The following is a 20,276-nucleotide window of genomic DNA, read 5'->3' on the forward strand; positions in this document are numbered from 1 at the left end:
ATGTTTAAACTAAACGGATGAATCCATATCCGTGATTTGAACGACAAACAAAGTCGCTGTTACAGCGGCTTTGTTTGTTTTTATTTTTCCAGCACTCGTGATGAAACGGGTTTGCAGATGATAGAGGTAGGAAAATACAATAATTCAGTGAATTTGTATATGAAGAGATCTGATAAAATGAATGGAACGATAGGAGGGAAACCCATGAAAAAGCCGATGATCGGTGTGCTACCTTTGTACGATACCGACAAAAAAAGTTACTGGATGCTTCCGAACTATATGAACGCCATAGAGGAAGCTGGTGGGATTCCAATGATGCTGCCTTTGACAACGGATACCGAGATCATAGCAACTCTGGCTGATGAGTTCGATGGGTTCCTGTTCACAGGGGGACATGATCTCAATCCTGAGCTCTATCATGAGCATGCAGAGGTTACCTGTGGTGAGTTATGTAATGAACGCGATATCATGGAGTCGAACCTGTTACAAAAAGTGATTGAGCTTGATAAGCCTGCCTTTGGCATCTGCCGTGGACTGCAGCTATTTAACGTTATTATGGGTGGGACGTTGTATCAAGACATTCCAACCAGCCTTCAACTTCAAGTGAACAAGATCGTTACGCACAAGCAAAGTCCGCCGTACACGAATCTTGTACATGATGTACATATAGAGCAAAATAATTTGCTTCATGATATCTTGCAAACCGATACGATAAAAGTGAACAGCTATCACCATCAGGGAATCAAGATGTTATCGGATAAGCTAACTGCCGTGGCAGTTGCTGAAGATGGACTCGTTGAGTCGGTGGTCATGGCGGACCGCTCGTTTGTTTTGGCTGTGCAGTGGCATCCAGAGTACAGCTACAAAGTAGATGACTATAGTCAGAAGTTATTTGCGGCGTTTGTTAATGCTGCTAAATCCCCGCGATATAATATCCATATTGAAGACATAACCGCATAAAAAAATTGGAACAGAAAAAAAGACCTCCTGTTTATAAGAAACAGAGGAGGTCTTTGTATTGGTGATCGTAGTCGCGATATCAGCATTGTATTGGCTGATTATTTTATTCCAGACTTGGTGTTGGCATGCTCTTCAGCATGAAGGGAAGCAATCAGCTTCTCACCTTCAACATCCAGGTTTGGCAGGATGCGATCCAGCCATTTCGGAAGTGCCCAAGCTTTGTCTCCAAAAATAGCCATGATAGCAGGGACCAAGCCCATACGGATGATGAAAGCATCAATCAGAATGCCTACCGCCAAGGTGAAACCAATCTGCTTGATCATGACATCCTCGGTGAAGATGAATCCAGCGAATACAGAGACCATGATCACAGCTGCGGCAACAACCACGCGACTTACCTGATTGTACCCATGAACGACGGATTCGGTTCCGCGTTGCCCATGAACATAGGATTCCCGCATGGAGCTAACCAGGAAGACCTGATAGTCCATCGCGAGGCCATACAGGATACCTGTCACGATAATCGGCATAAAGCTCAGCAGTGGGCCACCGGTATCGAAACCAAAGAGCGAATGCAACCAGCCCCATTGGAATACAGCAGTCGTGATTCCGAATGTAGCCAGGATACTAAGCAGGAAGCCAATCGTTGCCTTGATGGGAACGATGATCGAACGGAATACGAGTAACAGGATGATCAGTGATAGGAGGATTATGATACCTACATAAATAGGGAACACCTGCGCCAGTTTGGCTGACATATCGATGTTAACAGCTGTAAGTCCAGTAACTCCGAGCTTCACATCATAGTTCTGTGCGATGCCGGAATCAGCCGAGCGCAGATCATTGACCAGTGTTTTAGTGAGCGCATCGTTAGGGCCTGTTTTTGGAATAAGACTAAAGATCGCCAAATCTTCTGTCATCCCAAGCGGTGTAACCTGTGCAACGTTGTTTTGACCTTGAAGCTCCATTACGAGACCGCCCAAGAGTTCCGGCGTGACTTTTGCGGAAGATTGATTAGGCTCTGCCACCAGAATAAGTGGTCCATTGAATCCTTCTCCGAAGCCTTCCGAGATGGCATCATAACTCTGTCTTGCGTCTGTATCGAGATTCGCTGAGGAAGCGCCAGGGATACCCATTTCCATTTTCGCGATCGGTGTCGCCGCAAAACCAAGAATGACGATGATGGCGATAATGGTAGCCCAACGATTCTTGATAACGAATTTCACCCATCTATCCGCGACTCCGTGGCTAGTGGCTTTAGGATGTTTCGCGCTTTTCTCACGAGCTTTGGCGGAACAGATGCGTTCTCCTACCAATCCCAGCAAAGCCGGCAACAGGGTTAAAGCAACGAATACGTTGATGAGCACGGTAGCAGCTGCGACCAAAGCCATCGTAGACAAGAAGGTGAGACCGATGACAAGCATACCGCACAGTGCAATAATAACCGTTAATCCGGCAAAAAATACTGCGCTGCCCGATGTGCCAATGGCTCGTGCCGTTGCTTCTTTTGCACTTAAGCCTTGATCAATAATCATTCGACGCTGGCGATTGACAATGAAGAGCGCATAGTCGATTCCGACAGCCAATCCAACCATAAGAGCCAGAACGGAAGTGACACTAGGCATTTCAATGAATTTGGAGATTGAGAACGCACCACCAACTCCAATGGCAACACCGAGGAGTGCTGTGATCAGAGGCAGACCTGCTGCAACGACGGAGCCAAGGGTGATCAGCAATACAATCACAGCAATGACTAGTCCAACAATCTCAGCCGAGCCGACACCAATCGATACCGCTTTGAGCGTTTCGCCCGGTAGCACCGTAATATTGGTTCCTTGCTCTACCGTCATAACCGACTGAATCACGGAATCAAATACATCTTGCGTGATGGCAGACTGTTCGATTGTAAATTGGAACTGGAACAGTGCGATGCTGCCGTCCGAAGAGATCAGCATGCCAGGTACAGGAACACCATCCACCATCAAAGGTCCATAGGGAGGAGGTGTGGTTGTTGCGGATTGCGCCGTATCAGTAGCCTGAGCATTCTGAGCCATCTCAGCCGTAGCACCCGAATTGCCCGCTTCAGCTGCGTAGTCCGCAGGGTTAATGACTTTGTCTAATCCGTAAACTTCATTAACACCTTTCATCATGGCTGCCAAACGTTCAGGCGTATCCAAACGCTCGTTGTCCGGTGCTTTGAACACAACGCTTCCTTGACCGCCAGAGGCGGCTGGCAGTTCTTTTGCCAATTGATCCAGAACCTTCTGCGACTCTGTACCTTCAATCTTCATTTCAGAACTGATGTGAATACCATTGATGCTGATCATGGAGATGACAATTCCCAGAATTAAAACCCAGCCAATAATGAAGTAGGCAGGTTTGCTAAAAGCGGTTTTCCCCACTCGGTATAATAATGTAGACATTTCTCTATTTTACACTCCCTCTAAGATGAATGTGGATGGTTAGCTTGTTCGAATCCTGTTCGCAAGTGACCAAACATGGTTTCTAAAAATTGATCGAACGTTACAGCACCGGGCTTGGTATCTTCAGTAATGGTTTGTCCGGGCAGCAACACATTGAGTCTTCCATCAATTAATGGCAGTATGGTGCCGTACATTGCATTAATTAGAAGATAAGTATAAATCTCGTCGTGCTTTCCGTTAGATAAGTCTAATAAGGTTTCTTGTGCCTGCGTCTGCATTCGGTGCATGGCTCCAAGGTAATGCGGTTCAAGCACGGGATAGGTCTGGGATAGCGATAGTAGCTGATGAAGTCGTCCTATTAGTTCTGTTGTAAGCTGCATCTTGATCAGGTCATACAGTACGTCAAGCAAGGAGACATTTTCGGGCATTTCGGTAAGTAAAGCTTCGAGTTCCGTTGTATTCTGAACGGATGTTGCGCCTCTTGCTACGGCTTCTTCTTTACATGTGAAGTAGTTTGCAAATGTTCTACGTGAACAACCCACCTGATGCACGATATCTTCCACCGTAAAGCCATCAAGGCCATGTTCAAGGGTAAGTTCAAATGCAGCAACAGCAAGCGCTCTTTCGGTTGCTTCTTTTTTCAAATGTCGCAAGTTTCGTTTGATCATTATTCTCCGCTTATGCGTTCACCTCCAGCACCAATAGCTATGGTGTAATTATGTTAATAAAGTGCATACATACTGAGCATGCATGTTGTGAGGTTTATCATAACAAAAATTTGCCCAATGTGCAAATTTACTCATTGTGCAATTATTTTGGTGTAACGGGCATACTTCGAATCAAAGCTTCAACTCCAAAGGAATGAATGTTAAAATCAGAGAAAAACCTGGGGCGATGACGGGACATGAGTAGTCGTAAACAAAGTTTATTGGAAACAGCACTTGCACTATTTTTAGAGCATAGCTATGCAAATACAACAATTCAGATGATCTTGGATCAATCGGGTGTATCCAAAGGCACATTCTACAAATTCTTCAGTTCGAAAGAAGACTGTTTATATTCGATTATTGATCAGCGTATGCAAGAGGATGTTTTCATTCGTAAAGAGCTTGAGCAAAATCACTATACATCGGATTATGACTTGCTCGTAGATCAGATTGCCATTCCTATGTCCGTACCTAATAAAGAGCGAGTATGGGAATTATATTGGACTGGTTTTTATTCCGGGGAGATCAACTCAGCGAAACTAGCTACAGTTCAGCTAAATTGGCTGTCTACCCGCTTGATTGAGGTGTACGGGAAGGACATCAGCTTGTATGCCAACGAAGGTGCAATATTGTGCTATGGCATATTACATCAGATTGCCAACACATCGAGAAGTCTAAATACGCCAAAACCGGTATGGAGCGAAGTGGTTCCCAAAGTATTAACGTACATTGAAGTGATACTAAGAACAATGCACCAGAGAAATGAACATATTTTCGACTTTCAGTCTCTCTATTTCCTGAATGCTGACGAGCGTAACCGTGACATGGGGATGGATATCAATACTCTGCTGGAGGAATTGGAAGAGTTCAACAAGCGTGTTCAAAAATCCAAGGAATCTGCACCATTGAAGCAACTTTCTAAAGGGCTTTTGGCCTTATTACAGGATAAAGAGGATTTAAATATCCCTGTAATTGAAGTTGTACTTCAAGCATTTCACAAAGAGTACAAATCCAGTACTTTTCACGCAGAAGCCAATAGACTCACCGAAGCTTGCTGGTGGTTTTTGGAACTGGTGAAACAACGTCATTAATATGGGGGTTGGCCAAAAAGCCGACCTCTTTTTTTATGCTTTAGGCTTATAAATATTATGATTATACTAATCGTATATTAATAAAATGTTGTTATAACAGTTGTTTTATGTAGTTTTATCTATGAAATTTGAAATTAAATATACGAGTGGTATATAATCGAAATGAACATATATTTCCATAGATTTGAAATAACTTCACTTCGAAAGGAAGATTATTATGAATCATTCGAATAACCAGACATCAGAAAAAGCAGAATTTAATTTATTTAGCGAAGAAAATAGTAAAGATCCATTTGCTATATTTGCACAGATGCGTTCCAAAGGATCCGTTGTCCCTATCCCTAATCCGATGGGTGGGGCAGGGCAAACCTGGATTGTAACTCGGATGGACGTTGCCATGGAAGTGTTGAAAGATCATTCTCGATTTACGGTAGATATGAACTCTATTGATAGTGGCAATGATATTCGAAAGAATCTCTCAGGCGAGCTTGGCTCATCCGAACCCCAGACCTTTTTTACCGGAAAGTCGATGCTCTTTGTCGATGAACCGGATCATCGAAGACTGCGTAGCCTGGTTTCCAAAGCATTCACGCCTAGGTACATGGAAAGCCTACGTCCACGCGTCCAGGAAATTGCCGATGAATTAATTGACCAATTTGAAGGAAAGGGAGAGATGGATCTTGTAAAAGATTATGCCTATCCTTTCCCAATTAACGTTATTTCTGAGATGCTAGGTATACCATTGGAAGACCGACCTCAAATCCATGTATGGTCTGAAGCTATTGCGAAAGGTCTTGGTTTTGGTAAACAGGACCCAGCTGTAGCGCAGCACTTACGATCATTCGCAGAGTACACCTCACAGCTTGTGGCGAATAAACGACTAGAACCTTCAGATGACCTCATCAGTCAATTAATTGCGATTGAGGAGGAGGGAGATCGACTGAATGAAGATGAATTAATATCCATGATCACGTTATTGATATTTGCGGGACATGAGACAACTTCCAATCTGATTGCAACCGGCTCTTATCTTCTTCTGACCCATCCCGAACAACTGGAACAACTGAAACAAGATCTGAATCTGGTTCCTTCTGCGGTGGAGGAGTTGCTGCGATATAACGGACCTGCCACTTCTTCTGGTCCTCGTTATGCAACGCAGGACACGCAGCTGGATGGACAATCGATTCAAAAGGGAGATGTCGTGATTCCTCTTCTAAAATCAGCGAATCGGGACGAACAGCAATTCACTGATCCGGAAGAATTGCATATTGAACGCAAAATAAAACGGCATTTGGCCTTTGGACACGGCATCCATATGTGTCTCGGTGCTCCACTTGCTCGTGTGGAAGGGGACGTGGCGTTTACTACGCTTTTGCGTCGGCTACCGGATCTTCAACTCAGCGTTCCTCAGGAGGAGATTCATTGGCACTCCGCTTTGTCATCACAGGGCTTGGCAGCATTGCCAGTAAAATTTTAATAGAATGAACTTAGTGTGACTCGCTGGAGTATGACGAATTTTCGTCATACTCTTTATTTGTAATGATGATAGAATGGTATGAACAAGAAGCATTTCAATGGAGTGAACATGCTTAATGTAAAAGATAAAGTCGAGTACATAATTTTTGTTGTGGAGGTAAACCTTATGAATAAAGATGAATTTTTCATGCATAAAGCCATTGAAATTGCTCTGCAAGCTTGCAAAGAAGGAAACGAACCATTCGGCCCATGATCAATTAGCTGAAATTGCTGGTGGCAACATCATGATCGCGTGTGAAGAAGTATTCGACAAAAGTCCTCAAAAGCCTGAAGTAACAGGGGAATTACTTAACACAGAAGGCTTGAAAGTCTTCGAAGGATATCAATTTCATGTCTAGTCCTCAGCTGGACAAAAAATTAATTTTTAATTATTGCTTGATTTTTTTTTCAACGTCTGATAGTGTAAGACCTGTGATTTTGGGAAGTTGATTTATCAATATGAATTAGAGCTTTCCAGCAGATAATTTTGACCACTTCACCAGGAAGTTAAGGCCATACGGACAGCCGGGTCAAACGCCGATTGGCAACTTACGTTGCTTTATTGATTGAGTTCAAAGCTCAAATTTTATAAGTTGGTTACTTTACAACCAGTGCAATTGCACATCAACTTGTGAAACGGTCAATAAGAGTGGTAAAGGCGAATTATTTGCTATATAGACTCTGATCCAATATTGATATACATGAAGGAGCTTTCCGCCAAAGGAGTTCTTGTGAACTTTTTTGGTCATGGAGACTTCACGTCTTTTTTATGATGTATATCGATAAGCAAGTGTGATGATGCGCGATTGCGGGCATTTTTCACCTTGCTTTTTTTGTTGTCTTGTTGTTGTCAGCGTATTAAACCAATTAAAAAAAATACATATTGGGATAGGAGAATGTAAAATGGGAAAAGCACTAATCATCGGCGCCGGCGGCGTTGCTTCCGTGGCAGTACACAAATGCGTTCAAAACAGCGAAGTTTTTGAGGAAATCTGCATCGCGAGTCGTACAAAATCCAAATGTGATGAACTCAAAGCCAAGCTGGACGGCGGAAAAACAAAAATTACGACAGCACAAGTAGATGCTGATAATGTTGACGAATTGATCGCTCTGATCAACGAAGTTAAACCGGATATCGTTATGAACCTTGCTTTGCCGTATCAAGATCTGACAATCATGGATGCTTGTCTTGCAACTAAAACGAATTACATGGACACAGCGAACTATGAGCCACATGATACAGCGAAGTTCGAATACAGCTGGCAATGGGATTACAAAGAGCGTTTTGAACAAGCAGGAATCACTGCATTGCTCGGAAGTGGATTTGACCCAGGCGTGACTGGCGTATTCTCCGCTTATGCCCTCAAGCACTACTTTGACGAAATTGAGTACATCGACATTTTGGACTGCAATGGCGGCGACCACGGCTATCCGTTCGCAACCAACTTCAACCCTGAGATCAACATTCGCGAAGTATCTGCGAACGGAAGATACTGGGAGAATGGTGAATGGATCGAAACAAAACCGATGGAGATCAAACGTGTCTACGACTTCAAAGAAGTTGGCGAGAAAGACATGTACCTGTTGTACCATGAGGAACTGGAATCTTTGGCAAAAAACATGCCAGGTCTGAAACGTATCCGTTTCTTCATGACATTTGGTCAAAGCTACCTGACTCACTTGAAAGCTCTTGAAAATGTAGGCATGACTTCAATCGAGCCTATCGAATATGAAGGCAAACAAATTATCCCACTTCAATTCCTGAAAGCAGTGCTGCCGGATCCAGCATCCCTTGGACCACGTACTGTGGGTAAAACGAACATCGGTTGTATTTTCAAAGGCAAAAAAGATGGTCAAGACAAAACATATTATGTTTACAATATCTGTGATCACCAAGAGTGCTACAAAGAAGTGGGTTCCCAAGCGATCTCGTACACAACAGGCGTTCCAGCTATGATCGGTGCAGCAATGGTCATGACAGGCAAATGGAACAAACCAGGCGTATACAATGTAGAAGAGTTCAACCCAGATCCATTCATGGAAGAGTTGAACAAATGGGGCCTCCCATGGGTAGAAGACTTCAACCCGGTACTCGTTGATGAGTTGCCAGAAGAAGTTAAAGAATCGGAGCTTGTTCGTTAAAATGCGGTTTGAGCAATTACCGACACCATGTTTTGTTGTTGACGAGGCGCTTATCGAGAAAAACCTGAAAATCCTGAACGGTGTTATGCAACGTACAGGTGCCAAAATCGTGCTGGCTCAAAAAGCATTCTCCATGACTGCGATGTATCCGCTGATTGGAGAATACCTGAGCGGTGCAACGGCGAGCGGTTTATATGAAGCGCGTCTGGGCCATGAGGAAATGGGCAAAGAGAATCATGTCTTTGCTCCAGCATACCGCGCAGAAGAGATCGACGAGATTCTCTCCATCTGCGACCACATTATTTTCAACTCATTTTCACAGCTTGCAAAATTCAAGGATAAGGCGCTTCAAGCTGGCCGTAAGGTAGGCTTGCGCGTCAACCCTGAATGCTCTACCCAGGAAGGGCACGAGATCTACGATCCGTGTTCTCCGGGTTCGCGTTTTGGCGCGAAACTGGAGGATTTCGATGCAGACCTGTTGGAAGGCGTCTCCGGACTGCACTTCCACACGCTGTGTCAGCAAAACTCCGACGATCTGGAGACTACGCTGAATGCAGTGGTCGAAAAATTCGGACAATGGTTGCCACAAATGGAATGGATCAACTTCGGCGGTGGACACCACATCACACGTGAAGATTATGATATTCCAAGGTTGGAAGCTTGCATCAAGCGTATGCAGAACGATTATGGTCTGGAAGTATATCTGGAGCCGGGAGAAGCGGTTGCGCTGAACGCGGGTTATCTGGTGACTTCTGTACTGGACTTCCATAAAAATGGCATGGACATCGCCATTCTGGATACTTCAGCTACATGCCATATGCCGGATGTGCTGGAAATGCCATATCGCCCGCCGCTGATCGGTTCGGGAGAAGTGGGCGAGAAGGCTCATCTGTATCGCCTTGGTGGACAAACCTGTCTATCCGGTGACGTGATTGGGGATTATTCATTCGATCAGCCTTTGCAAGAAGGCGACCGTCTGGTATTCGAGGACATGGCGATTTACTCCATGGTGAAAACCAACACGTTCAACGGCATGCCGCTTCCAGCGATTGCAGTCAAAAGAAAAGACGGCGATTGCGAAGTTGTCCGCGAATTCGGATATCAGGATTTCAAAATGAGGCTGGCATAATTACTTCATTATATAGTAAGCATTAATATAGAATTGAAAATAAATACAAAGAAGGGAACCTGGAGACAGGTTCCCTTTTTAACGTTAACTGATGTTTAACGATTAGATTAGAAGATGTTTATTAGCCAGGTTAGATGATGTCTAACCGGTTCCGGGGATTCGGTTTCAACTTCAGTTTCGGATTAATTTTGTGGTTTCGAGGCTGCTCGTGCAGCGTACGGAAAAATTGGTTCTCTTAGTTCAAAGTCATATGTTAGCCCATCCACAATGCCGACCACGCTCTCACTGTCATACAATTCAAGTAAAAATCCAGCCATTTGTTCCGCCGTATGGAACTTCGGAACTCTGCCTTCATATTCAAACTCATCTACATTAAAGGAATGTTTCGCAAATTCTGTCTCGGTTGCAGCCGGAGCGAGCACTTTGGCTTGCATTGCTGCGTTCTTACCTTTTAACTCTTGCGCAAGTCCTTCGGTAAAGGCACTTACATAGAACTTGGTTGCGCAGTAGGTTACTGCATCGGCTACAATCGTATATCCTCCACCAGAGGAGATGTTAATGATCTGTGTGCCATCGACATCTGCATAATCGCGTACATATAGGGAAGAAAGAATCGTAAGAGCTTCTATATTAAGATGTAGCATCTGTTCAATCTTGGGCAGATGTTGTTCGCCAACGGAAGCGAAATTCCCGAATCCTGCGTTGTTAATCCATGTCTCAATGGAATAAGCCTGAAGACCTTCATAGAAATCATGCACATTAGTGGCAACGGACAGATCCACTGTACGAATGACAACATCCAGATCAGGATTGATTTCAGCTACTTTTGCTTTCAATTTGTCCAATTCATCGGTTCTGCGAGCTGCCAGGATCATATTTTTGCCACGAGCTGCAAAAGCTAAAGCCGCTTCATATCCAATGCCTGAACTGGCACCGGTAATCACTGTGTATTTCATGGGAATTCCTCCTGAATCTGATTTCATTTTTTATTGTGATGTGACCACGAGTTGATTATACTGATTAGAGCTTACTCTAAGTCAAGCAGGAAAATGGAGGGGAGGTCAACCATGCATACCATTGGTGAAGTGGCAGAATTGCTTCATATTAGTGCGCATACGTTGCGTTATTATGAGAAGGAACAGATTGTGATTCCTCTCCGAGATGCCAGTGGAGACAGGCGATACGACGAGTCACACCTGAAATGGCTTCAATTTGTGATCAAATTAAAAGAGACTCAAATGCCCATTGCGATTATTAAGAAGTATGCATCCTTGTTTCAGGAAGGGGAGCATACGGCGGCAGATCGTTTGAAGCTGCTGGAGGAGCATAAAGAGTCAATCCAAAAACAGATGCACATCCTTAACACAGCTGATGAGATGCTTGAGCATAAAATTTCGTCGTATCGAACGCTCATCGAACAATGAAGTAACACACACAAATGACGATCTATTGCCAAAACAGTGATTTTTATTATAGACTGTTTTTTATCGGTTGTTCATCAAGGGGGAAATGGAATGCATCAAAACAGAAAACAAAAGTCAAACAAGTTAAAGATCCTCTCCAAAGTATTATTGATTATCATTGGGGGATTTATAACGGCATATGGCCTGGAAGCCATATTGATCCCGAATAATGTCTCAGATGGTGGTGTCACAGGTCTAAGTATCGTAGGATCACAGTTGTTCGGATTACCACTGGGGATGCTCATCGGGATTATTAACATTCCATTTGTGTGGCTCGGGTATAAGCAAATCGGTAAAAGCTTCGCGTTATATTCCATCATCGGTATTGCTTCACTGGCAATCAGCACCAGTCTGATGCACCATGTACCAACCATCATTGAAGGTGATACCTTGCTCGTTACGGTTGTCGGCGGGATTATCATCGGTTTTGGTATGGGACTTGCACTCCGTAACGGCGGGGCATTGGATGGCATAGACATGCTGGCTGTACTCCTTTCGCGAAAAGTACCTTTTGGAACCAGTGATCTCATTCTGTTCCTCAACATGTTTGTCTTTATAGTCGTTTCAACCGTATTCGGTTTGCAGGGAGCGATCTTGTCCGGACTTGCGTATTTTATTGCTTCTAAAGTAATACATATTGTTGAAGAGGGCTTGAGCGGCTCCAAAACGTTTAAAATTATTACGAATCAACCTGAAATTATGGTTGAAACCATTCGGGACCGACTAGGTCGTGGAGCAACGTATACCGAGGCATACGGTGGCTACTCTAATGAGCAGTTCAAGGAAATCACTTGTGTCATTAACCGGATGGAAGAGAGTAAAATTAAAGATATCATTCACGAAATTGACCCAACTGCTTTTGTAGTCGTATACGATGTAGCTGAAGTAAGAGGCGGCAATTTCAAAAAGAAAGATATTCACTAACATACAAAAACGCGCTGACAGGAGTAATACTCTTGCCAGCGCGTTTTTGTTTACCTTATGTATATAAAAAAATCAAGCTTCCGTAAAAACTGTACTGAAGCTACTGTCAACGCCTTCAATATATAATGGAACAGCATATACCTTTTCAATTCCAGATAAATCATGGTTTAAATTCATATCCTCTATAAGTAGAATGAACTTGCCATCAACCCGACCTTTCCCAAGCATAATCTGATGAAAAGCGATAGCTTCATCCACATGAATCACAGAGCCTGAAGAGATCATATTCATCCCAACTGCTCGCAATGAATCAAAAACCATCAGGTAGCTTGCAGCATCCGCTGCAAACCCTGGGTTATGATCACTATAACGAACAGGGTCAGATGACCGAAACTTGCCAAAACCTGTACGTATGAGCAGTAGATCAGAGCCAGCGATCTGGTGTTCATACGGCTCCAGGTCAGCTTTTGTAATAAGTTCATCGTCACCTTTGGGAATATAGAGGATTGTTGGATGAGTAAAGATAAAATAGTCTATTGGAATTTCGCTTATCTTTAGACCTTGCGGATTGAAATGCCAAGGCCCGTCAATATGAGTTCCATTATGGTTGAGAGATGTGATGATAAATTGGTTATACAGATCTCCTTGATCTATGCTAGACTGCTGCTGAATCTCAACAGGAGGGTTATCTTTATAAACGGGAGTATTTACACTAAGAGGATAGGACAAGAGGATCCGCTTCATCTGTTGTTCTCTCCTTTATGTCACACAGGCTTTGGTGAATGTATGGACTCATATTATGAAAGGAATCGGTACTTCATGCATAAGCACAGCTCTATTATGGAAAACTTCTGTAGTGCGAATTAAATTGCATGACTTCAAGTATGTATGGGAGGTTAGCATGGTGACAAAACAAGACCCGCAAGAGCTTTTGAAGCAAAAACATGAGTTGGATGAGCAAAAGAGACAGTTCACTAATTTTTCCCGAAATATTTCAGGTCATGGTGAGGTTGAAGCTGGTCAAGAGTTCAGTGTTGACCGGGTACCAGATGATCAAAACCGTATGAAATCGGTTGAGAACAGACGCGGCGAAGTCTAAAACGTTACAACATAAGCTGATCCTTTATTGGATCGGCTTGTTCGTGCGTAACATTTTATCGAATAGGAAGATATATGTTGTAGTTGAGAATGATTATCGATAGAATGGAGAAAAGTGAAAATATCCGCTGATTTTGCTGATGTTTTGCTAACTTAATGGGTTGTGGAAGGTGAAGGAAGAGATGCACGTAGAAGAGCATGTGAAGTTATGGAATCTGGCCTCAATTAAAATATGGGATGTGCGTCACGTCGTCGTGCGCGCTGGCGAACCCATCCATGCCTATCGATTTCCAATTAGCGGTTTTATATATACAGTTCGCGGCAATGCAACGATTACGCTGGATGACACGATGTACGCGATCGATCAGATGCAAGTCTTACATGGAGGCAAGGGGGTATGGATGAATATCTCCCTGAACGAGGATTCATTCGAATTTTATTTGATGTTTTATCGGGCTAATTTGTCGTTATCCAATACTCGTGAGAATCAAGCTCTGCTCAGGCAACATGTCCCGTTTCATGTGCAATATGCTTTCGCCCCAAGCTATCCCATTGATTTATATGATAAAGTCCAAAGAATAGAGCAACATTGGGAACGGACGGATGCGTTCTCGAAATTTCAGGTAAAGACGTTATTTTATCAATTTATTAATGAATTAATGAGGCAATTAAGTGCACAAGGAATTGAGACTGCCAAGCCCGATCTGGTAGCTCAAGCCGTTCGTTATCTTCAAGAGAACTACATGTTGCCCGTTATGGTCGATCCGCTCGCAGAACTTCTGGATTGCAGTACAGGGCATCTGTCGAGAACGTTCAAGAAAGAGACAGGCAGCAGTCTGATTACCTATTTAACTCGGATACGGATGTACAAAGCCAAGGAGCTACTGTTGCACACAGATGCATCTCTTCAGAAGATTGCCGAGGCAATCGGCATTCCGGATGTGATCTATTTTAATCGTTTATTTAAAAAGTATGTTGGCCTTTCACCAGGTCGGTTCAAACAAAAATGTATCGCCCTGCCAACCGATCAGAATAATGCTATCCAAGAATCAGAATTGTCCATTGTCAGTCCCATGCATCGCGGTTATGATCCTATTGATGATGATAATTATTATCAATACAACTCAAAAGGAGAATCACTTACATCTATGAGATCGAGAAAACCCGTTGCATTGCTTTTGATGCTCAGCCTTACATTATTAATATCAGCCTGTTCCCCTTCTCAGGGCAGTTCAGCAACAAGCAGTAATGGAACAAGCGGTAACAATGCTCCAACCACCGAATTCGCGCAATCCACCGAGTCAGCAGTACAGGAGCGTGCTGTTAAACATCCTTGGGGAGAAACTGTCATCAAAGGTGATCCTCAGCATATTATTTCGTTGTTCCCGGCTGCAACTGACTATTTGTTAGCACTCGGTATTGTACCGCAGGCAGCATCCAGTAATGAGGAGGGGAGTGATCAGTTTCCTACCTACCTGTCCGATCAACTACAAGGAAAAGAAAATCTGGGCTGGCAGGTTGATCCCAACTACGAAAGCATATTGGCGGCAGAGCCAGACCTGATTATCGGTCAGGATTTCATGAGTGATGCCTATGACAGCCTCAGCAAAATTGCGCCTACCTTACTGGCAGAGAAGCTGCAGGATGAGCAAGGTATTATTCGTATGAAAACGAGCTTGCTACATATGGGAGATATGTTAGGGAAGACGGAACAGGCAAAACAGGTTATAGAAGCATATGAGAAGAAGGCTGCCGAAGCCCGCGAGAAAATTAAGCATGCCATTGGAGACGAGACGGTGATGTTCCTGCGTTTGTCTGATAAAGAAGTGCGTTATTACAGTAAAAGAAACTATGAGGTTCTGTACGACGATCTAGGCCTGACACCTCCTGTATCCATACCTGACCCGACAGATTCAATGAAAGTAATCTCCATGGAGTCGTTACCATCGATTAATCCGGATCATATTTTCCTGTTGTCATCAGACGAGAATGAAACGACAGAATTGCAAAAAACAGCAGTGTGGAAGAGCCTGAATGCTGTTAAAAACAACAATGTCTACATCGTTGACTACGGCTTGTGGTTCCAAGGTCCAGGAGGACCCATTGGACAGAGCAAGATTATAGAAGAAGCGGTGAGTTTCCTTACCCAATAAGAAAACAAGACAGGAGGACGATCCCCCTTATGGAAACGTCTGTAATGGAAAAGATTATTCGTGAACGAAGAACCATTCGTCAGTTCAATGGCAAACCGCTGGCGAAAGAAACGATCATGCACTTGCTGGAAGCGGCCGTGTGGGCACCTGTTCATTCCCGTAAAGAGCCATGGCGCTTCATATTATTTGTAGAAGAAGGTCGGAAGCAATTTGCTGATGCGGTGCTACATACGTTCTCCAAAGATGAGCGGGAGCGCTGGACAGAGAAGTTGCAAAAGGACTATTGCGAATCTATCCAAGCCCATCTGCTGGTTGTGATTGAGGCTGATCCGAGACAACGGGTATGGGAAGATGCTGTGGGGGCTGGTGCTGCCCTTATTCAAAATATTCAACTCCTGGCATGGGAGCAGGATATCGGCGTAGTGTGGAAGACGAATGAATATAATTTTGACCCTGATTTCTACGCCAAGACCGGTGTAAAAGCAGGGGAGAGAATCATTGGCACACTTCATCTGGGGTATTTTGATACAAACAAGGTTCCCAAACCTCGTCCTCGCACACCCGTAGAAGAATTGATGACCTTTGTCTCCACGGCAAGAGCAGAAGTACAGTAGTAGTGATACTTCATACGGTTCCGAGCTGTGTAGCGAACTCATTGTAAGCCGCGAACATAGCGGCTTTTTTGCATAATTGAATATCGATGTTGATTGGATGTCAGACATTGAGGAGTTCAAACTGTTTCTGATTAACGTTATCTCACACTGCCTGCGAAATCATGAACGAAGTGAAATACAGTATCGGTGGTAAATAAATGGATCGTTGAGCCATTTAGGTGGTGGTCAATATATGTAAAAGGTCGTATATTATTAATATGTGGATTGTAGCAGTGAACATGGACCACATCGCAAAATGATATACGATTATACATAAAAGGACGGGGAAACATGGACTTTAAACCGCTTGCTTCATTTATTGACCGCATGACATCCTGGCGCATTCCGTGGGCAGAGGTGCTGGTGATGCATCGAAATGATACCGTTTTCCATTACCGGAATGGCTACGCCAATCTGGAGGAGAAAACGCCGATCAGCGATGGAGCGATCTTCAATCTATACTCCATGACCAAAATCATGACCTGCGTTGCAGGCTTGCAACTGGTGGAGAGAGGGGAAATGCTGTTAAGCGATCCGTTGTCCGATTATCTGCCAGAGTATGCTGAGATGATAGTTAAGAAAACGATGGCAAACGGAGAGATTCGACTGGAAAAGGCGACAAGAGCCATTACAGTACGCGATTTGTTTACCATGACTGCCGGCTTCTCCTATGATGTTGATAACCCGAGCATTCAGGAAGCTGTCAAAAGAACCAACGGAACATTGCCGACACGGGACTTCGCGAGAGCGCTTGCGAAAGAACCATTGCTGTTTGAACCAGGGACACACTGGAACTACAGCATGTGCCATGATGTGCTCGGAGCATTGGTGGAAGTGGTAAGTGGCAAACGGTTTGGTACGTATCTGCGGGATGAAATCACCGGGCCACTTGGCATGAACGATACGGCATTTAACTTGAATGAAGAGCAGCAGGCGCGCCTGATTCCGCAGTATGCTTACAATGATGAGCTTGAGAGAGCTGTACGTTTGGATGGCAATGGATTCCGTGTGGGCACTGAGCTGGAGAGCGGCGGTGCAGGATTGTTATCCACCGTTAGCGATTATGCACGTTTTCTGAACGCGCTTACTGGTCGTGGTACAAGTCCAGAAGGCGTACGGATTCTGTCTCAAGCCTCAGTGGAACTGATGCGAACGGATCACCTAAACGAGATGACCCGCGGTGATTATTCCTGGGATCATATGTATGGATACGGCTATGGACTGGGTGTCCGGACACATATCTCCAAAGCAGGCAGTGGTTCACTTAGCCCCCTTGGTGAATTTGGATGGAGCGGCGCAGCGGGTTGTATGGCCATTATTGATCCGGATTCAGAACTTACGGTCATGTATGCACAGCACCTGCTGAACAGTCAGGAGCCGTACGTCCAAAGACGCTTACGTAATGTCGTGTATTCCTGTATGTAAATCATAATGTATTCGTAGTTACTTGAAGAGCCGCTAATTAGCGGCTTTTTTATATTATATGGATCGATATTGATTAATTAGATTGTTATTTCTTTATTAGAAAGGGTATGTTATCATTCTTAGGAAAATAGTACTAGTGGGAGGATATGCTTATTGAATATTAACCTATATTAATTACATAGTTTGATCAAGATTACACGTTAGCAAGTACCTGTTTGAATGTTGAGATTGTGCACGGTTTAAAATTAGAAAAGAGCTGTTAGATTTTTATTTTTTTTACTCAAAGGAGAGTCAACGATGATACACCCTAAGCACCAATCAAAATGGGCTTCTCTGGCCTTACTTACCTTATTCGTCTACGTTCTGAGCGCATTGCTGCTGCTACCACCCCATGCCGATGCCAAAGGAGAGCAAATCTCCGCCAAACAGCTCGAAAGTATGAGCCGGCTTTCATTTACGCTTCGTGATGCCAAGCAAACGGCTTACACCGTTTATATTTTCGCTTATGATGAACAGAAGAGCACGTTGACTGAAGAAAATGGCTGGACCAACAATAAAAAAGGCGACAAGAGCTATTCAGGTACGTATCGTGCGGCCTTGCTAAAAAAAGGGGCATCATACGGAACTGTTCAGGCAGCAAAACTGGATCTGAATACGATTATTTTGCCTCAAACCTGGAACTTCGTTGTGAAGAGCAAAGAGACTAGTACACCAGATATGCTGATGATCACTGACTGGGGAACTTCTAATTTCAATGAGGTGAAAACGTATATTGTTCGTTCTGGGGAATTGCGCCGTGTAACATTTGTCGATAATAAGGGGAAAAAAATCGACGATTCCTACTCTGCAAGCAGAAATGATGGAATCCGTACTCTTTCAGGTGCCCGAGTACAGTTCAAAAATTACAACAACCTTCAATTCGTCTATGGAGTTAATACGTTTAAGCTGAGTGTGAACAAATTGGAATTGCGGTTGGAAGATACGCGTAACCTCCGTTCAAAAGCTTGGCCGAACTCGGGTGTTGGCGATCGCGCTTACCTGAAAAGCCTGAAGGATGCCGCTTCAAAGGGTGTATTGCCAGAACGGACGGACGTTAAGATTGGCATGACGCTTCAAAATGCGCAAAAAAAACTGGGGAAACCAACCTCTCGTTCAAACGAGGAATGGGGAGCGTTCTATTATTATTCTAAATTCGGTGTCGGATTCGATTCATACATGCACGAGCTTACCAATAAATCACGTATTGCCGTTTTTGATTTGTACAATGAGAAGCAGAATCTTTCACCATGGAATGTGAAAATATGGATGGGGAAACCTTCCTCAGAATATTACAATGAAGTCGTTGGTGGTTATGAGATGGTATACCAGTTAGGTAATCACGCCATTGTATTCAACTATGAGGAAGAAGAGGACTTGATTGACTTTACGAGTATATATTAAGGTATAACATCGTAAGAAACGATCGTATATCGTATTGGTATATACATGAAAAGCCGCTGATCAGCGGCTTTTTTTGTTGTCCATGAGATGGACGGTTGTCTATTTTATTGGAGTGTTATTAGAGCTTTGCACAGAACGTACACGATTGACTAAATAAATGCCGACCGACACAAACAGCAAAGCAGCCAGATTTTTCAGTTCCAGAATCGTTTCACCTAAGAATAAAGCCGATAACAATGCGCCAAATACAGGGATTAGGAAGTTGTATACAGACACTCTTCCGACCTTGTTGTACTTGAGAAGCATATTCCACAAACAAAATGCGACGGACGACAGTAAAGCCAGGTAGATCAAGTTACTGGTGGATTCCAGAGTAAAATGGGTAACCCGACCGCCGAGTGATAGACCTAACAGCGTAAGTACCAGTCCGCCAACGAACAGGCTGACACCTGTTATGATCAGAACATCGATCGTAGCGGTGAGGCGTTTAGCGTAAAGGGCTGTGACGGAGAAAACAAGTGCTGCTATAATCACGAACCCTTCGCCTGTGAATGAAAAGGAAAAAGTAAGCAGATCCGTATGGAAGTTTACGATGATTACACCAACGAATCCGAGCAAGCAGCCAACGATTTTGTTTCTGCTTAATTTGTCATTCTTATAGATGAAATGGGCCAGAACAACACTGAAAAAGGTCGTAGTTGCATTCATAATGGAACCTTTAACACCCGTTGTATTGGCTACGCCGACGTAGAAAAACATATATTGCAAACCCGTTTGCAATATACCTAACATAATAAGGCCTGTCCACTGAGGCCTGGACAATTGGAGCTTCTGTTTTCTAACGATACGAGAAAGGAGCAAGAGCAGCATGCCTGCCAGTGTAAATCGGTATCCGGCAAAAACATACTTGGAAGCGATATCTTCCGGCAGAATGTTAAATGCGATATATCCAAGTTTGATGGATGGGTATGCACTTCCCCATAACAAGCAACACAGGCTTGCCACGAGCATGACAAAAATGGGATCACTAAACTTACTTGGTTTCTCAAGGGTATTTCTCTCTATCACTTTCGATCTTCTCCTCGCATTTCATGCACATATGTATGTACGAATCTAATATCTTCACTGACCATATCACATAACGCCAATGTTT

The 20,276-nt window shown here is 43.8% G+C and carries 18 protein-coding genes; 13 read left to right on the plus strand and 5 right to left on the minus strand.

Annotated elements, in window-relative coordinates; translation table 11 throughout:
* The first annotated feature begins 204 nt into the window (after positions 1 to 204).
* Positions 205 to 960 carry a gamma-glutamyl-gamma-aminobutyrate hydrolase family protein gene (locus NYE45_RS14190; protein WP_340017136.1) on the plus strand — a complete coding sequence of 252 codons (756 nt, stop codon included), beginning with the start codon at positions 205 to 207 and terminating at the stop codon, positions 958 to 960.
* A gap of 98 nt (positions 961 to 1,058) precedes the next feature.
* Here NYE45_RS14190 and NYE45_RS14195 read toward each other — a convergent pair whose 3' ends face one another.
* Positions 1,059 to 3,383, minus strand: coding sequence for an MMPL family transporter (locus NYE45_RS14195; RefSeq protein ID WP_340017137.1), 2,325 nt, complete (start codon positions 3,381 to 3,383; stop codon positions 1,059 to 1,061).
* Between the two features lie 20 nt (positions 3,384 to 3,403).
* Complete coding sequence (locus NYE45_RS14200; protein ID WP_340017138.1) at positions 3,404 to 4,051, minus strand: TetR/AcrR family transcriptional regulator; 648 nt, start codon at positions 4,049 to 4,051, stop codon at positions 3,404 to 3,406.
* Between the two features lie 236 nt (positions 4,052 to 4,287).
* Between NYE45_RS14200 and NYE45_RS14205 the strand changes: the two genes are divergently transcribed.
* The 5 genes from NYE45_RS14205 to nspC all read left to right on the plus strand — a co-directional run bounded on the left by NYE45_RS14205 (position 4,288) and on the right by nspC (position 9,967).
* Positions 4,288 to 5,181, plus strand: a complete 894-nt coding sequence (locus NYE45_RS14205) for a TetR/AcrR family transcriptional regulator (protein ID WP_340017139.1) — start codon at positions 4,288 to 4,290, stop codon at positions 5,179 to 5,181.
* A gap of 217 nt (positions 5,182 to 5,398) precedes the next feature.
* On the plus strand, positions 5,399 to 6,658 hold the full coding sequence (locus tag NYE45_RS14210) for a cytochrome P450 (RefSeq protein WP_340017140.1): 1,260 nt from the start codon (positions 5,399 to 5,401) through the stop codon (positions 6,656 to 6,658).
* Between the two features lie 175 nt (positions 6,659 to 6,833).
* A complete protein-coding gene (locus NYE45_RS14215) occupies positions 6,834 to 7,055 on the plus strand; it encodes a hypothetical protein (protein WP_340017141.1) in 222 nt (73 codons plus the stop codon).
* 544 nt (positions 7,056 to 7,599) lie between these two features.
* Positions 7,600 to 8,838, plus strand: coding sequence for a saccharopine dehydrogenase family protein (locus NYE45_RS14220; protein ID WP_017688530.1), 1,239 nt, complete (start codon positions 7,600 to 7,602; stop codon positions 8,836 to 8,838).
* A 1-nt stretch (position 8,839) separates the two neighbouring features.
* Positions 8,840 to 9,967: a carboxynorspermidine decarboxylase gene (gene nspC / locus NYE45_RS14225; protein ID WP_062834375.1), complete on the plus strand. Its 1,128-nt coding sequence runs from the start codon at positions 8,840 to 8,842 to the stop codon at positions 9,965 to 9,967.
* 182 nt (positions 9,968 to 10,149) lie between these two features.
* On the opposite strand, the gene NYE45_RS14230 is transcribed toward nspC, so the two are convergent.
* Entirely contained in the window at positions 10,150 to 10,923 is a 774-nt protein-coding gene (locus NYE45_RS14230; protein WP_340017143.1) for an SDR family NAD(P)-dependent oxidoreductase, read from the minus strand.
* Positions 10,924 to 11,034: 111 nt separating this feature from the next.
* Here NYE45_RS14230 and NYE45_RS14235 point away from each other — a divergent pair, with 111 nt between their 5' ends.
* Both NYE45_RS14235 and NYE45_RS14240 read left to right on the plus strand, forming a co-directional pair.
* Positions 11,035 to 11,391, plus strand: coding sequence for a MerR family transcriptional regulator (locus tag NYE45_RS14235; protein ID WP_340017144.1), 357 nt, complete (start codon positions 11,035 to 11,037; stop codon positions 11,389 to 11,391).
* Positions 11,392 to 11,481: 90 nt separating this feature from the next.
* The gene (locus tag NYE45_RS14240; RefSeq protein ID WP_036670902.1) at positions 11,482 to 12,354 is read left to right on the plus strand and encodes a YitT family protein; all 873 of its coding nucleotides are present in this window, start codon (positions 11,482 to 11,484) and stop codon (positions 12,352 to 12,354) included.
* Positions 12,355 to 12,426: 72 nt separating this feature from the next.
* On the opposite strand, the gene NYE45_RS14245 is transcribed toward NYE45_RS14240, so the two are convergent.
* Positions 12,427 to 13,098: a cyclase family protein gene (locus tag NYE45_RS14245; RefSeq protein ID WP_340017145.1), complete on the minus strand. Its 672-nt coding sequence runs from the start codon at positions 13,096 to 13,098 to the stop codon at positions 12,427 to 12,429.
* Between the two features lie 160 nt (positions 13,099 to 13,258).
* On the opposite strand from NYE45_RS14245, the gene NYE45_RS14250 reads away from it, so the two are divergent.
* The 5 genes from NYE45_RS14250 to NYE45_RS14270 all read left to right on the plus strand — a co-directional run bounded on the left by NYE45_RS14250 (position 13,259) and on the right by NYE45_RS14270 (position 19,123).
* Positions 13,259 to 13,453: a hypothetical protein gene (locus NYE45_RS14250; RefSeq protein WP_017688524.1), complete on the plus strand. Its 195-nt coding sequence runs from the start codon at positions 13,259 to 13,261 to the stop codon at positions 13,451 to 13,453.
* A 181-nt stretch (positions 13,454 to 13,634) separates the two neighbouring features.
* A complete protein-coding gene (locus NYE45_RS14255) occupies positions 13,635 to 15,605 on the plus strand; it encodes an AraC family transcriptional regulator (RefSeq protein WP_340017146.1) in 1,971 nt (656 codons plus the stop codon).
* 29 nt (positions 15,606 to 15,634) lie between these two features.
* Entirely contained in the window at positions 15,635 to 16,219 is a 585-nt protein-coding gene (locus NYE45_RS14260; RefSeq protein WP_340017147.1) for a nitroreductase, read from the plus strand.
* Positions 16,220 to 16,549: 330 nt separating this feature from the next.
* Positions 16,550 to 17,683, plus strand: coding sequence for a serine hydrolase domain-containing protein (locus NYE45_RS14265; protein ID WP_340017149.1), 1,134 nt, complete (start codon positions 16,550 to 16,552; stop codon positions 17,681 to 17,683).
* Between the two features lie 297 nt (positions 17,684 to 17,980).
* Complete coding sequence (locus NYE45_RS14270; RefSeq protein WP_340017150.1) at positions 17,981 to 19,123, plus strand: DUF4309 domain-containing protein; 1,143 nt, start codon at positions 17,981 to 17,983, stop codon at positions 19,121 to 19,123.
* Positions 19,124 to 19,222: 99 nt separating this feature from the next.
* On the opposite strand, the gene NYE45_RS14275 is transcribed toward NYE45_RS14270, so the two are convergent.
* Positions 19,223 to 20,191, minus strand: a complete 969-nt coding sequence (locus tag NYE45_RS14275; protein ID WP_340017151.1) for a DMT family transporter — start codon at positions 20,189 to 20,191, stop codon at positions 19,223 to 19,225.
* Positions 20,192 to 20,276: the final 85 nt, after the last annotated feature.

It is taken from the genome of Paenibacillus sp. FSL K6-1318 (assembly GCF_037976905.1).
GTDB lineage: Bacteria > Bacillota > Bacilli > Paenibacillales > Paenibacillaceae > Paenibacillus > Paenibacillus amylolyticus_A.

What these genes read in the sequence shown, in the direction of transcription:
- NYE45_RS14245 (WP_340017145.1), bottom strand. Translation starts at nt 13,098, where the DNA reads ATGAAGCGGATCCTCTTGTCCTATCCTCTTAGTGTAAATACTCCCGTT.
- NYE45_RS14215 (WP_340017141.1), top strand. Translation starts at nt 6,834, where the DNA reads ATGAATTTTTCATGCATAAAGCCATTGAAATTGCTCTGCAAGCTTGCA.
- NYE45_RS14265 (WP_340017149.1), top strand. Translation starts at nt 16,550, where the DNA reads ATGGACTTTAAACCGCTTGCTTCATTTATTGACCGCATGACATCCTGG.
- NYE45_RS14260 (WP_340017147.1), top strand. Translation starts at nt 15,635, where the DNA reads ATGGAAACGTCTGTAATGGAAAAGATTATTCGTGAACGAAGAACCATT.
- NYE45_RS14220 (WP_017688530.1), top strand. Translation starts at nt 7,600, where the DNA reads ATGGGAAAAGCACTAATCATCGGCGCCGGCGGCGTTGCTTCCGTGGCA.
- NYE45_RS14195 (WP_340017137.1), bottom strand. Translation starts at nt 3,383, where the DNA reads ATGTCTACATTATTATACCGAGTGGGGAAAACCGCTTTTAGCAAACCT.
- NYE45_RS14210 (WP_340017140.1), top strand. Translation starts at nt 5,399, where the DNA reads ATGAATCATTCGAATAACCAGACATCAGAAAAAGCAGAATTTAATTTA.
- nspC (WP_062834375.1), top strand. Translation starts at nt 8,840, where the DNA reads ATGCGGTTTGAGCAATTACCGACACCATGTTTTGTTGTTGACGAGGCG.
- NYE45_RS14240 (WP_036670902.1), top strand. Translation starts at nt 11,482, where the DNA reads ATGCATCAAAACAGAAAACAAAAGTCAAACAAGTTAAAGATCCTCTCC.
- NYE45_RS14235 (WP_340017144.1), top strand. Translation starts at nt 11,035, where the DNA reads ATGCATACCATTGGTGAAGTGGCAGAATTGCTTCATATTAGTGCGCAT.
- NYE45_RS14270 (WP_340017150.1), top strand. Translation starts at nt 17,981, where the DNA reads ATGATACACCCTAAGCACCAATCAAAATGGGCTTCTCTGGCCTTACTT.
- NYE45_RS14230 (WP_340017143.1), bottom strand. Translation starts at nt 10,923, where the DNA reads ATGAAATACACAGTGATTACCGGTGCCAGTTCAGGCATTGGATATGAA.
- NYE45_RS14205 (WP_340017139.1), top strand. Translation starts at nt 4,288, where the DNA reads ATGAGTAGTCGTAAACAAAGTTTATTGGAAACAGCACTTGCACTATTT.
- NYE45_RS14200 (WP_340017138.1), bottom strand. Translation starts at nt 4,051, where the DNA reads ATGATCAAACGAAACTTGCGACATTTGAAAAAAGAAGCAACCGAAAGA.
- NYE45_RS14190 (WP_340017136.1), top strand. Translation starts at nt 205, where the DNA reads ATGAAAAAGCCGATGATCGGTGTGCTACCTTTGTACGATACCGACAAA.
- NYE45_RS14255 (WP_340017146.1), top strand. Translation starts at nt 13,635, where the DNA reads ATGCACGTAGAAGAGCATGTGAAGTTATGGAATCTGGCCTCAATTAAA.